This window comes from Cellulosimicrobium cellulans (genome assembly GCF_007679345.1).
In the GTDB taxonomy this organism is placed as follows: Bacteria; Actinomycetota; Actinomycetes; order Actinomycetales; family Cellulomonadaceae; genus Cellulomonas; species Cellulomonas cellulans_A.
Genome location: NZ_VEGH01000008.1, coordinates 115,310 through 128,141, shown reverse-complemented (window position 1 = coordinate 128,141; position 12,832 = coordinate 115,310). Strand labels below are relative to the sequence as shown.

General features: G+C 75.2%; 12 protein-coding genes, 1 tRNA gene and 1 other RNA gene. 6 read left to right on the top strand and 8 right to left on the bottom strand.

Annotation, left to right across the window (positions count from 1 at the left end; all coding sequences use genetic code 11):
* The first annotated feature begins 173 nt into the window (after positions 1-173).
* The 3 genes from FS882_RS12395 to FS882_RS12385 all read left to right on the top strand — a co-directional run bounded on the left by FS882_RS12395 (position 174) and on the right by FS882_RS12385 (position 2,919).
* The gene (locus tag FS882_RS12395) at positions 174-1,073 is read left to right on the top strand and encodes a MetQ/NlpA family ABC transporter substrate-binding protein (RefSeq protein ID WP_158373367.1); all 900 of its coding nucleotides are present in this window, start codon (positions 174-176) and stop codon (positions 1,071-1,073) included.
* A 116-nt stretch (positions 1,074-1,189) separates the two neighbouring features.
* Positions 1,190-2,260, top strand: a complete 1,071-nt coding sequence (locus FS882_RS12390; protein WP_158373366.1) for a methionine ABC transporter ATP-binding protein — start codon at positions 1,190-1,192, stop codon at positions 2,258-2,260.
* Between the two features lie 59 nt (positions 2,261-2,319).
* Positions 2,320-2,919, top strand: coding sequence for an ABC transporter permease subunit (locus FS882_RS12385; RefSeq protein WP_222848211.1), 600 nt, complete (start codon positions 2,320-2,322; stop codon positions 2,917-2,919).
* Positions 2,920-3,016: 97 nt separating this feature from the next.
* On the opposite strand, the gene FS882_RS12380 is transcribed toward FS882_RS12385, so the two are convergent.
* The 6 genes from FS882_RS12380 to ffs form a co-directional block, all read right to left on the bottom strand.
* Positions 3,017-4,453, bottom strand: a complete 1,437-nt coding sequence (locus tag FS882_RS12380) for an FAD-binding oxidoreductase (protein WP_158373364.1) — start codon at positions 4,451-4,453, stop codon at positions 3,017-3,019.
* A complete protein-coding gene (locus FS882_RS12375) occupies positions 4,450-5,658 on the bottom strand; it encodes an alpha-hydroxy acid oxidase (protein ID WP_262348267.1) in 1,209 nt (402 codons plus the stop codon). The genes FS882_RS12380 and FS882_RS12375 overlap by 4 nt, the downstream gene beginning before the upstream one ends.
* Positions 5,659-5,789: 131 nt before the next feature.
* Entirely contained in the window at positions 5,790-7,547 is a 1,758-nt protein-coding gene (locus FS882_RS12370; RefSeq protein ID WP_158373363.1) for a serine/threonine-protein kinase, read from the bottom strand.
* Positions 7,548-7,672: 125 nt separating this feature from the next.
* Positions 7,673-9,049: an FtsX-like permease family protein gene (locus tag FS882_RS12365; protein ID WP_187365280.1), complete on the bottom strand. Its 1,377-nt coding sequence runs from the start codon at positions 9,047-9,049 to the stop codon at positions 7,673-7,675.
* Positions 9,046-9,756 carry an ABC transporter ATP-binding protein gene (locus tag FS882_RS12360; protein WP_158373362.1) on the bottom strand — a complete coding sequence of 237 codons (711 nt, stop codon included), beginning with the start codon at positions 9,754-9,756 and terminating at the stop codon, positions 9,046-9,048. Before FS882_RS12360 ends, FS882_RS12365 begins: the two co-directional genes overlap by 4 nt.
* Before the next feature lie 161 nt (positions 9,757-9,917).
* An RNA gene (gene ffs / locus FS882_RS12355) (signal recognition particle sRNA small type) lies at positions 9,918-10,014 on the bottom strand.
* Positions 10,015-10,217: 203 nt separating this feature from the next.
* Between ffs and FS882_RS12350 the strand changes: the two genes are divergently transcribed.
* From FS882_RS12350 to FS882_RS12340, 3 genes are all read left to right on the top strand, one after another.
* Positions 10,218-10,583, top strand: a complete 366-nt coding sequence (locus tag FS882_RS12350; protein ID WP_158373361.1) for a hypothetical protein — start codon at positions 10,218-10,220, stop codon at positions 10,581-10,583.
* Positions 10,584-10,653: 70 nt separating this feature from the next.
* On the top strand, positions 10,654-11,025 hold the full coding sequence (locus FS882_RS12345) for a roadblock/LC7 domain-containing protein (RefSeq protein ID WP_158373360.1): 372 nt from the start codon (positions 10,654-10,656) through the stop codon (positions 11,023-11,025).
* Between the two features lie 212 nt (positions 11,026-11,237).
* Positions 11,238-11,322 (top strand) — tRNA-Ser (locus FS882_RS12340).
* A gap of 59 nt (positions 11,323-11,381) precedes the next feature.
* Here the strand turns inward: FS882_RS12340 and FS882_RS12335 are convergent.
* Together FS882_RS12335 and FS882_RS12330 are read right to left on the bottom strand one after the other, a co-directional pair.
* A complete protein-coding gene (locus tag FS882_RS12335; RefSeq protein ID WP_158373359.1) occupies positions 11,382-12,359 on the bottom strand; it encodes an HNH endonuclease in 978 nt (325 codons plus the stop codon).
* Positions 12,360-12,452: 93 nt separating this feature from the next.
* Complete coding sequence (locus FS882_RS12330; protein ID WP_158373358.1) at positions 12,453-12,827, bottom strand: VOC family protein; 375 nt, start codon at positions 12,825-12,827, stop codon at positions 12,453-12,455.
* Between the last annotated feature and the right edge of the window lie 5 nt (positions 12,828-12,832).

Genomic DNA, 12,832 nt, shown 5'->3' with positions numbered 1-12,832 from the left:
CCCTGACGCCGACGGCCCCGCGCCGTCCGGCCCGGGGGCCCGCCGCCGGACAGCCCCACCCCGGCGCCGCGGCCTGGCCGCACGCCACCGCCCCGCGGGCCCGGCCACCGGCCCGCACGGGGCTCGCCCCGAGCCGAGCCCCACGCTCAGATCCACCGGAAGGCAGCACCACCATGAAGCGCAGACTGACCGCCGTCCTCGCCGCCCTCGCCGTGGGCGCTCTGGCCGCCTGCTCCGGCGGCGAGCCCGCGGCCGCCCCGACCACCGCGGACCCGGACAACCCGGTGACCGTGCGCGTCGGCGTGACCGACAAGTCGAAGGCGTACTGGACCACGTTCACGGACCTCGCGGCCGAGGAGGGCATCGACGTCGAGCTGGTGAACTTCACGGACTACCAGCAGCCCAACACCGTGCTCAGCGAGGGCCAGCTGGAGCTCAACCAGTTCCAGCACCTGCTGTTCCTCGCGAACTACAACGTCAGCGCGGACGACGACCTCGCGCCCATCGGGGCGACGGTCATCTACCAGCTCGGCCTGTACACGACCAAGGGCTACGCCTCGCCGGACGAGATCCCGGACGGCGGCGAGGTCGCCATCCCGAACGACCCGACCAACCAGGCGCGCGCACTGCTCGTGCTGCAGTCGGCCGGACTCATCTCGCTGAAGGACGGCGGCAACGCGCTGTCGACCCCCGCCGAGATCGACCAGGCGGCGTCCCGCGTCAAGGTCGTCCCGGTCGACGCCAACCAGACCGCGATCCAGCTGCAGGACCTGGACGCCGCGGTCGTGAACAACAACTTCGCCGCCGACGCGGGCATCGACCCGACGACGGCGATCTACTCCGACCTGGAGGACACGGACACGGCGCGCCCGTACGTGAACATCTGGGTCGCCCGGGCCGAGGACGCCGACAACCCGGTGTACGCGGACCTGATCGAGATCTACCACCGCGACGAGGTCATCGGCCAGCTCCTGGAGGAGAACCAGGGCACGGCGGTCGAGCAGGACCTGAGCCCCGAGGAGCTGCAGGCCAGCCTCACGGAGCTCGAGGACCAGGTCCGCGCGGCCGGCTGACGCACACGGTGCGCCGGGCGGCCCGCGGGTCGCCCGGCGCACGACCGCCCGCCGGCGCGACGCCGGCACCCGCCACCCGCACCCGCGGGCGACCCCCACCCCAGGACGGTGACCCGATGACCGCGATGGTCTCCCTGCGTGACGTCACGAAGGTGTTCGACGGGGCCTCGGGCCCCGTGCGCGCCGTCGACGGCGTCACGCTCGACATCGAGCGCGGCGACGTGTTCGGCGTGATCGGCTACTCCGGTGCCGGCAAGAGCACGCTGGTCCGGCTGATCAACGCGCTCGAGGCGCCGACCTCCGGGCAGGTGGTGGTCGACGGCACCGAGCTCACCGGGCTCAAGGAGCGCGGCCTGCGGCCCGCTCGCGCCGGGATCGGCTTCATCTTCCAGCAGTTCAACCTGCTGAAGTCCCGCACGGTCGCCGCGAACGTGGCGTACCCGCTGCGGGTCGCGAAGTGGCCGAAGGCCAAGCGCGAGGCCCGCGTGGCCGAGCTGCTGGAGTTCGTCGGCCTGTCCGACAAGGCCAAGCAGTACCCCGACCAGCTGTCCGGCGGGCAGAAGCAGCGCGTCGGCATCGCCCGGGCGCTCGCGACGTCGCCGGCCCTGCTGCTCGCGGACGAGGCCACCAGCGCCCTCGACCCCGAGACGACCAAGGACGTGCTCGACCTGCTCCGCCGGGTCAACCGCGAGCTCGGCGTCACGATCGTGGTCATCACGCACGAGATGTCGGTCGTCTCCTACCTGTGCAACAAGGTCGCGGTCATGGAGCACGGCAAGGTGGTCGAGGAGGGTGACGTCTACCGCGTGTTCGCGGAGCCGACCCAGCCGATCACCCGCCGGTTCATCGGCGCCGCGCTGCACGACCGCCCCCGGCCCGACGTCGTCGCCCGGCTGCGCGAGCGGCACGCGGGCCGGATCGTCACGATCGCCATCCGGGAGAGCGAGGCGACCGCCGGGATCATCGTCACCGAGCGCCTGCGCGCCCACGGGATCGACGGCCACGTGGTGTTCGGCGGCATCACCGAGGTGAACTCCCGCCCGCTCGGCTCGCTCACCTTCGCGCTGGAGGGCCCCGACGCCGCGATCGACGCGTTCCTGGCCGACCTGCGCGCGCACACCGAGGTCGTCGAGCACGCCCCCGACGGCGACCATGCCGGCCCCGCGAGCAAGGAGGTGGGCGCGTGAACTCCAACGGCGTCTCCCTGTGGCCCGAGCTCTGGCAGGCGCTCGGCGAGACCCTGCAGATGGCGATCGCCGCCCTGGCGATCGGCGGGCTCGCCGGCCTCGTGCTCGGCATCGCGCTCTACGTGACCCGCGCGGGGAACATCCTGGCCAACCGGCCGGTGTTCGTCGTGCTCAACGTGCTGGTCAACATCGTCCGGCCGATCCCGTTCATCATCTTCATCACCGCGGTCCGGCCGCTGACCCAGGCGCTCACCGGGGCGTCCTACGGCGTCGAGGCGGCGATCCCGGCGCTCGCGATCATGGCGACGTTCGCGACCTCGCGCATCGTCGAGCAGAACCTCGTCGCGCTCGACCCGGGCGTCGTCGAGGCGGCGCGCGCGATGGGCGCCGGGCCGCTGCGGATCATCGCGACCGTGATCGTCCCCGAGACGCTCGGCCCGCTCATCCTGGGCTTCACGTTCCTGTTCGTCGGCATCGTCGACATGACGGCGGTCGCGGGTGCGATCGGCGCCGGCGGCCTCGGCGACTTCGCGATCGTCTACGGGTACCAGCGGTTCAACGACGTGGTCACGTGGACCGCCGTCGCGGTGATCGTGGTGATGGTCCAGCTCGCCCAGTTCCTGGGCAACTTCCTGGCCCGCCGCGTGCTGCGCCGCTGACGCGCCTCGCACCCCGGTCCGCGAGGTCGAGGGTTTCCGGCGAGGTCGAGGGTTTCCGCCCGGCGATCTCGGGGAAACCCTCGACCTCGTCGGGGTTCTAGAGCTTCTTGCCGGGGTTGAGGATGCCCGCCGGGTCCAGGACCGCCTTGATGCCGCGCTGGATCGACAGCACGCGCTCGCCGAGCTCCCCCGCGAGCGCCCCGCGCTTCTCCGTGCCGATGCCGTGCTCGCCCGTGACCGTGCCGCCGAGCTCGACCGCCAGGCCGAGGATCCGCGCGTGCGCCTCCGCCGCCGCGGCGACCTGCCCCGGGTCGGCCGGGTCGAACGCGATGACCGGGTGCAGGTTGCCGTCGCCGACGTGCCCGCCGGTGCCGATCGGCAGCCCGACCTGCGCGGAGATGTCGCCCAGCCGCTCCAGGAGCTCGGGCAGCCGGGTGCGCGGCACCGCGACGTCCTCGTTGATGCTGCCGCCGCGGACCGCCCGCATCGCCGGGTTGAACGCCCGCCGGGCGCGCAGCAGCGCGTGCAGCCGCTGCTCGTCGTGCGCGACGTCGACCGTCAGGGCGCCGTGCTCCCGCGCGATCGCCTCGTAGGCCGCGACGTCCTCGACGCCGCCGACCGCCTCGTCGGTGATCGCCAGCAGCATCGCCTCGGCGCCCGCCGGCAGCCCGGCGTCCGGGTCGTACGCCACGAGCGACGCGAGCACGACACCGTCGAGCAGCTCGAGCGTCGACGGGCGGTGCGGGCTCGCGATGATCGCGTTCGCCGCCTCCAGCGCATCGGCCACCGTCGCGAACGTCGCGCACACGCCGCGGTCGGGGCCCGGGGCGGGCAGCAGACCGAGCGTCGCCTCGGTGACGACGGCGAGCGTGCCCTCCGAGCCGACGACCAGCCCTGTGAGGTCGAGCCCCGCCACCGCCTTCACGGTCTCCGGTGACGTCCGGACGACCTCGCCGTCCGCCAGCACGACCTCGAGCGAGCGCACGAAGTCCCGGGTGACCCCGTACTTCACGCAGCGCATGCCGCCCGCGTTGGTCGCGATGTTCCCGCCGATCGTGCTCTGCGCGTACGACGCCGGGTCGGGCGGGTAGAACAGCCCGCGGGCGGCGACGGCGTCCACCAGGTCCTTCGTGACGACGCCCGGCTGGACGACGGCGACCTGGTCGACCGGGTCGATCCGGCGGATCTCCGTCATCCGGGCCGTCGACAGCAGGATCGCGCCCGGGACGGCGTTGGCGCCGCCGGCGAGCCCGCTGAGCGCGCCCTGCGGGACCACCGGGACCCCGTGGGCGTGCGCGGCGCGGAGCACGGCGGACACCTCGGCGGTGGTCGACGGGAGCACCAGGGCGACCGGTTCCCCGGTCGGCGGGGTCGCCGAGCCGTCCTGGGACCGGCCGCGCAGGGCGCCGGGTTCGGTGACCAGCGCCTCCGCGGGCAGCGCGGCGCGCAGGTCCGCGAGGACGGCCGCGAGCGCGGCGGCGCCGGGCGCGGCCGTCGGGGGCGCCGGGTCGACGGGGGTGCGGGTCCCGGTCACGGCAGCCGCACGTGCTCGGGCGTGAGCTCGGCCAGGGACCGCACGCCGAGCAGGCGGAGGGTCCGGGCGATCTCGGTGGTCAGGATGGTGCCGACCCGGTCGACGCCGCGCTCGCCGCCGGCCATCAGGCCGTACAGGTACGCCCGCCCGAGCATGACGGCCCGCGCGCCCAGCGCCACCGCCGCGACGACGTCGGCGCCGTTCGAGAAGCCGGTGTCGACGTACACCTCGGCGCGGTCGCCGACGGCCTGCACCGTGTCCGGCACCAGGGTCAGCGGCACCGGCGCCCGGTCGAGCTGCCGCCCGCCGTGGTTCGACAGCACGACGGCGTCCGCGCCCGCGCCGACGACGCGCTCGGCGTCGGCGACCGTCTGCACGCCCTTCACCACCAGCGGCCCGTCCCAGTGCTCGCGCACCCACGCGAGGTCGGCGAGCTCGACCGTCGGGTCGAACATGTGCGCCGCGAGCTCCTCGATCGTCCCCTGCCAGGAGTCGAGCGTCGCGAACCGCAGCGGCTCGGTGGTGAGGAAGTTCAGCCACCACGAGGGGTGCAGCGCGCCGTCGACGACGGTCTTCACCGACAACGCCGGCGGGATGCTGAACCCGTTCCGGTCGTCGCGCAGCCGCGCGCCGCCCACCGGCACGTCCACGGTGATGACCAGCGCCTCGTACCCGGCGGCCTTCGCGCGCGCCATCAGCTCGGTCGAGGCGCCGCGGTCCTTCCACACGTAGAGGCCGAACCAGTTCCGCCCGTCCGGCGCGGCGGCGGCCAGGTCCTCGATCGACGTCGTGCCCATCGTCGACAGCGTGTACGGGATGCCGGTGCGCGCCGCGGACCGGGCCACGGCCCGCTCGCCCTCGTGCTGCATCATCCGCGTGAAGCCGGTCGGGGCGTACAGGAACGGGGCCGCAGCGGGTCGGCCGAGGACCGTCGTCGACAGGTCGACCTCGCCGACGTCGCGGAGCACCGACGGCCGGAACTCGACGTCCCGGAGAGTCCGGCGGGCCCGGCGCAGCGACACCTCGGCCTCGGCGGCGCCGTCCACGTAGTCGAACACCGACCGCGGGGTGCGCGCCCGGGCGATCGTCCGCAGGTCCCGCACCGTGTACGCCCGGGACAGCCGGCGGGCCACGGGGTCCAGCTCGAGCGGACGCATCCGCAGCAGGGGCCTGAGCTCGGACCAGGTCTGCAGCCGTCGCCGCACGTGTCGCCTCCTCGCCGGTGGGCCCGGCGGCTCCGGGCCCCGCCCGGGCACGGTAGCCCCGCCGACGCGACCGACGGGGGCGCGTCTCAGCCCGCGTCGGGTGGTGACGCACCCGCCGCCCCGCAGCGCGGTCAGCCGCCGGCGCCGGCCTGCTTCCGCTCGGCCCGCTCGGCCGCGTTCCGGTGCGCCTGCTCGTTCGCGTCCGCGACCGGACCGGGCCCGCCCTGCGCCGCCCCGGCGGCCGGGCCGTCGGCGGGGCTCGCGGCGCCGGGCTCTGCCGCGCCGCGCTCTGCCGCGCCGGGACCGGTCGCCCCGACGCCGGTCCGCACCGGGTCGGTCCGCACGCCGTCGGTCACGACGACGGCATCCGCGGGACCCGCCGAGACACCCGCGTCGCCCGCCGAGCCGGTCGCCGGGGGCACACCCTCGTCCGTCGCCACGGTCACGGTGCCCGCGTCCGCCGGGTCCGCACCCGCCGGGCCTGCGTCCGCCACGGGCTCCTCGCCCGCCGGCGTCGTCGTGGCGTCGTCCGGCTGCGCCGACGGTCCCTGCGACACCCCGGCCGCCTCCTGCGTCGTCGCCGCCGGGTCCGCAGCGGGTGCCTCGGGCGCCAGCGCGCTCCCCGCGACCACCAGTGCTGCCGCGACGCCGAGCAGCGCGGTCCCCACCACCGCACCCCGCCGCCGGGCCGCGGTGTCCCCGGCGCCCGCCGAGCCGACCGGGTCCTCGGCGGCGACCGCCGGCTCCGGGCGCAGCCCGAGCAGGCGGGGGTCGACCCCGAGCGTGGGCGCGTCGAGGTCCTCGTCGAGCCGTGCGTCGAGTCCCGCGTCGAGCCGCCCGTCGGGCAGCGGCCCGCTCGGGTGCTCCTCGAGCGCCCCGGGCTCGGCCGGCCCGCCCGCGCCGGGCAGCGAGACCGTGCCGAGCGGCACGGCCGCGGACCCGATGTCGCCGGCGACCGGCCCCACCCCGAGCGCCCCGGGCCGCAGCAGCGCGCGCAGCTCCTCCGCCGCGGCCGTCGCCGTGAGCCGGTCCAGCGGGTCCAGCGCGGTCATCGACCCGATGAGCTCCGCCCACCGCGGCCCGAAGCGCTCGGGCAGCGGCACCGGCCGGTGCAGCCGCGCCACCGCGGAGGTCAGCGCGTCCCCGGGGAACGCACGCTCGGCGGTCAGGCACTCGACCAGCACCAGCCCCAGCGCGTACACGTCGGACGCCGCCGTGAGGCGACCGCCGGTCGCCTGCTCCGGGCTGAGGTAGGACGGGGTGCCCAGCAGCTCCTGCGTGGCGGTCGCGGTCTCGTCGGCGCGCACGCGGGCGATGCCGAAGTCGGTCAGCTTGGTCCACGAGCCGCCCGCACCGGACCGGCCGGCCGGGGGCAGCAGGATGTTGCCGGGCTTGACGTCGCGGTGCACGACGCCCTCGTCGTGGATGTACGCCAGCGCCTCGGCGACGTGCACGCCCACCAGGGCGGCGTCCTCCGCGGACAGCGGCCCCTCCGCCAGCCGGGCGGCCAGCGACGGGCCGCGCACCAGCTCCATGACGAGGAAGTCCTGCACCTCGCCGCCGGGCAGCTCCGTGGTGCCGGCGTCGAGCATCATCACCAGGCCGGGGTGGGCGAGCCGGGCCAGCAACCGCATCTCGGTCCCGTGGCGCTCGTCCTCGTCGTGCCCGGCAGCGGACGGGTGGAACACCTTGACGGCGACGTCGCGGGCCAGCACCCGGTCGTGCGCGAGGTAGACCTCCGCCATGCCGCCGCGGCCCAGGCGCTCGCCGACCGTGTACCGGCCGCCCAGCACCGTGCCCGCGGGCAGCGCGTGGTCCCGGGGCCGCAGCCCCGAACCGGGCGCGACGCCGAGGGCAGGCGCGGTCGCCTGCTCGAGATGGTCTCCCACCGGTGAACCTCCCCGACGTGAGGTACCAGGATCACCGCAGACCCTCGCACGCGCGCGTCGAGACGGGCGCCGTCCCCCGCACGGGGGACAGCGCCCGGCGGCCCGGACCGCACCCCCGGGGCGCCTCAGTCGGGCCTGACCTGCGTCTCCGCCAGGACGGACCGCAGCAGCGGCCGGCTGGTCTCGGTGGCGCCCAGCACCAGCAGGCACCCGGCGGTGAGGCACGTCACGAGCAGCAGCAGGCTGCTCGGGTCGGTCAGCCCCGCCACCCCGAACACCGGCGACATCATCACCACGGCGGCCGCCGCCGACCCGACCGCCACCAGGAGCATCGGGATCAGCACCTCCCGCCGGCGCACGGAGTCCAGGAGGGCGACGGGCGTCCCGGCGAGGACCTGCAGGGCGTACTCGCGGCGCCGGTCGAGCACCGTCGCCGCCTGCGTGATGCCTGCGGAGGCGGCCGCGACCAGGAACGTGATCGTCAGCGTGAGCAGCGCGCCGCGCGTCAGGTCGCCGGTGAACGTCTGCATCTCGGCGACCTCGGCCGCGGACGCGCCGTCGCCGGCCGTCCCGGAGGCCAGCAGCGGCACCACCGCGAGCGCCCCGGCCACGAAGCCCGCCAGCCCGAGCCCGCCGACCACCCGCCAGGTCGCCCGCGGGTCGTCGACGAGCCGCCGCGCGGCCAGCAGCTGGGCGGGCGTCTTCGCGCGCCGCACCCGCAGCCGCCCGACGAGGCCCAGCGCCCACGGCCCGATCAGGTTGAGCGCCGCGAACCCGAGCGCGAGCGACCCGATCGCGAACGCCACCGCGAACGCGCCGAGCTGACCCAGCACCAGCGTCACGACCATGAACAGGCCCATCGCGGCCAGCGCCAGCACCGCCCGCACGGCCCGCATCCGCGGGGGCGTCTGCCTCCGGGCGACCCCGAGCGGCGACACCACGACGCGGCGGAGCGACACGACGCCGCTGACGACGGCCAGCGCCGGCACGACCACGCACGCGGCGACGAGGGCCGGCCAGCCCACCCACAGCTCGGCGGCGGAGAACGTCGACCCCTGGAACGGCACCCGCGTCCACACGGGGAGCAGCGCCACGTAGCCGACGACGCCCGCGACCGCGCCGACCAGCCCCTGCCACGCGGTCTCGACGACGGTCAGCGCGACCACCTCCCGGGGCGTGACGCCGAGCAGCCGCAGCGTCGCCAGCCGGGCGTCCCGGCGCGCGACCCCGAGCCGGGCCGCCGACCCCCCGAGCGTGAGCAGCGGCACCACCAGCAGCACGACGGCCGTCCACGCGAACACCACGTAGGTGTCGCCGTTCGCGCGCTGGTAGGCGTCCGCGGGGTCCGCGGCGCGACCGGCGAAGCCCAGCAGACCGCCGATCACCGACAGCGTCAGGGCCGTCATCACCGCGAACGCCGCCACCGCGAGCACGGTCGTCAGGCGGCTGTCCCGGCCGCCGGCGCGTCGCAGCCGCGGCGCCAGGGCGAGCACGGCGCTCACCGGATCCCGCCCTGCGGGACGCGGCGCTCGTCCGCCACCACGCGCCCGTCGCGCACCTCGACGCGGCGCCCGCACCACGCCGCCACGCCCGCGTCGTGCGTCACCACGACCAGCGAGGCACCGGCCAGTCGCGTCGTCTCCGTCAGCACGCGCATGACCTCCTGCCCGGTGGCCTGGTCGAGCGCGCCGGTCGGCTCGTCCGCGAAGACCACCTCCGGGCCGGTGATGAGCGCCCGCGCCACCGCGACACGCTGCGCCTGGCCCCCGGACAGCTCCCCGGGGCGCCGGCCCTCCATACCCGCCAGCCCCAGGGACGCGAGCCACCTGCCCGCGAGCTCGGTGGCCTCCCGGCGGGACGTCCCGAGCAGCATCGGCGCGAGCGCCACGTTCTCGATCGCCGGCAGCTCCGCCAGCAGCTGGCCGAACTGGAACACGAACCCGTACTGGCGCCGGCGCACCAGCGACCGCTCCCGCTCGTCGAGATCGTGCAGCCCGCGCCCGGACAGCGCCACGGTGCCCGCGTCGGGCACGAGGATGCCGGCGAGGCAGTGCAGCAGCGTCGACTTGCCCGAGCCGGACGGCCCCATCACGGCGACCGACTCGCCGGGCGCCACGTCCAGGTCCACACCGGCCAGGGCCGTCGTCGCGCCGAACCGCTTCACGAGGCCGCGGGCGGACAGCCGGGGGCCAGGGGTCATCGTGCTCATGCCGCCAGCCTCCCGGCGGGCGGGGAGCCGCCGCGTCGGACCGGGGTCGCGTCCTCGCGGAGCCGCGGCTGCGACCGGGGACGGAGAGCGCGGCGCGCGTCCGACCGGGGACGGACGACCTCCGGGCGACCCGACGGGGCGCCGGCGCCCGGTCCCGGGCGTGCAAGGACCCCCCGCACACCCGCCAGAGCTCACCTGCCCTTGCTGCCTTCCGGCCCTGGGGGGGTTCAGCGAGATGACGCCGCACGAGGGGTCTGCCCCCAGCCTAACGCAGACGGGAGCCCGGTCCGGTCGCGGTCCCCACCCCGGGGAGCCGGCACGGCGCCCGGATCACCCGCGCCCGGGGTGCAGCACCCGCGCTGACCTGTCGATACGGCTGAGTGCGACCGGACGTCCCACGACTCGCGTCGCGCCCCCACCCCTCCCGGCGGCCCCTGTCCGCCCCTGCGAAAGGCGCCCGCGTGGCCACCGTCGACCAGACCCTCACGTCCGCCATGACCATCGAGGGCGCGACCGCCGTCGCGCTCGTCGACTTCGACTCCGGGATGCTCCTCGGCTCCGCCGGCGGCGGCATCGACCTGGACCTGGCGGCGGCCGGCAACACCGACGTGGTGCGCGCCAAGTTCCGCACCCTCGCCTCGCTCGGCCTGTCCGACGGCATCGAGGACATCCTCATCACCCTGACCAGCCAGCTGCACCTGATCCGCCTGCTGCAGAGCGCCCACGGCCAGGGCCTGTTCCTGTACCTGGTGCTCGACCGCAGCCGCGCCAACCTCGCGATGGCCCGGCGCCAGCTGCTGAACCTCGAGCGCGACCTCGACCTCTGACGCCGCCCGACCCGGCCGACCGCCCCGACACACCCCCGAACCCGCCCCCGCCCGAGGAGGACGCCCCGGCATGATCATCCGCCAGAACGGCCTGCAGGTCGCCGCCACCCTGCGGCACGCCGTCGACGGGATCCGGCGCGTCCTCCTCGTGCAGCGGGACGGGACGCCGTTCAGCGACGACGGACCGGAGCACGACCGCGACCGGCTCGCCGCCCTCGTCGTCGCCTGCGTGGAGATGGCGCACCACACCGCGGCCGGGGCGGCGCTCACGGGGCTCGCCACCTGCGTCGTCCGCACCGACGACGGGGCCGTGGTCGCGACGCCCGTCGGCGACCGGTTCGCGATGGCCGTGGTGGCCGAGCCGACCGTCAACCTGGTGCTGCTGCAGCGGGTGCTGGCACCGCAGGTCGAGCACCTGCGGGCGCTGGACGGGGTGGCCTGACCCCCACCGCCGCCGGGCGCCGGGCACGCCGGGCGCCCGCGAGTGCGGTCGTTCGCGCCGAGCGCGGCAGCAGGAGGTACCGCGCTCGGCCGGAGCCACCGCGCTCGCGTCCCACGGCGGGCGCCGCCGACCGGCCCGCCGGCCGTCGCGCGGAGGCACCGGCCGGGCCGGTTACCGAGCACCGCCTCGGCTCGGGTACCCTCTTACGGCCGGGAGGATTCGCCTAGTGGCCTATGGCGCACGCTTGGAAAGCGTGTTGGGTTAACGCCCTCGGGGGTTCGAATCCCCCATCCTCCGCAGGTCGAAGGGCCCGTCACCGCGTTCGCGCAGGTGGCGGGCCCTTCGTCATGCCCGTGTCAGGCCGATCGCCGCTCGCTCGGCGCGCGCCACCGCTGCTTCCACCGATCGATCGCGGCGCCGAAGTGCTCCTCGACCAGCGTCCGGTCCGGGCGCATTGTCTCCGCGACCGCTATCGGCTGCGCATCGAGGACCCGCAATCCCTCGTACTGGTCGAGCAGCGGCGGGGCGACCCGCGAGGTCCACGTCACCGGGTCGAAGGTCAGGAGCAGGCGATCGAACATGCGGTGGACGTCCGAGCGCAGCAGCAGTCCTCCATCGAGCTGGTGCACGGCCCGTTCGGAGTATCGGTACAGATGCGCCGCGTCGAGCACGTCGTCCGGCTGGCGCCCGGTGACGGCGCACGTCGAGCCGAACCGGTCGAGCAGTCCGTCCCGGAACTGCCGTTGACCGCGTCGGATCCGCGCGACAGCCTCGAGGTGGCCGGCCGGGATCGACCCGACCTGCCTGGCGATCTGCAGGTTCAGAATGCCCGCCAGGCCGGCAGCGGCGAGGAGGAAGTCCTCCGACTTGGCAGGGTCTAACCGACGGATGGCATTCTGCCGGTCCCTGCCCACGTAGAGGCCGTCCAGATCGCGCACCCGAGCCGGGGCGTCGAAGGGGTACCAGGACGACGAGTAACGCGCCGCGTAGGCGAGGACCTCCATCTGCGCGTCGATCGGCTGGTCGAAGGTGTGCTTGCAGTCATTGCACCGATACACCGGAAGAAGACGCTTGCGCGGTGCGATGTCGGCGGACCGGCACCGGGGACAGCGGCGCATCGTCTTGACGTCCGGGTGGGTGGTGACGTCCTCGACGACTCCGTACCCGTGGACGAGCTGGGCGTCCCGGATCAGCAGGACGTCTCCCACTCCGATCCCCCGGTGGTTGATGACGTTGGAGTCGTACTCGTACTGGGTACCGAGGACGTCACCGTAGAGGGCGGTCGACTCGTCGAACGCGGCGGACGAGAAGCAGCTCCAGAACTGCCGCATCATCGCCGCGCCGAGAGCGTACAGACCGCCATGCGCCGAGCTCAGCAGAACGCCGGCTCCGCGCGCAACCCGCTGACCGCCTGGCGCGCGGGCGCCTCACTCCGTCCCGTCGGTGTCCGTCGTCCCCTCGTACAGCCCGATCTCGTTCCCCTCGGTGTCCACGAACACCGCCCACCAGCTCGTCGGGCTGATCTCGGACCTCGGCCGCACGACCCGCCCGCCGAGCTCGGTCACCTGGCGCAGGGTGTCGTCGATGGAGTCGACCTCGACGTACGAGCGCGGCCGGTCGAAGTTCTCGTCCCGCGGCGCGAGCCCGCCGCCGCTGATCTTGTTCGGCGCCTGCCACATCGGGTACCCCTCGTAGCCCGGGTACTCCTGGATCTGCCAGCCGAACAGCGTGCCGTAGAACCCCTTGGCCCGGTCGACGTCGTCGACCGGGATGTCGATGTGCGTGATGTCGCCGTGTGCCATGCCGC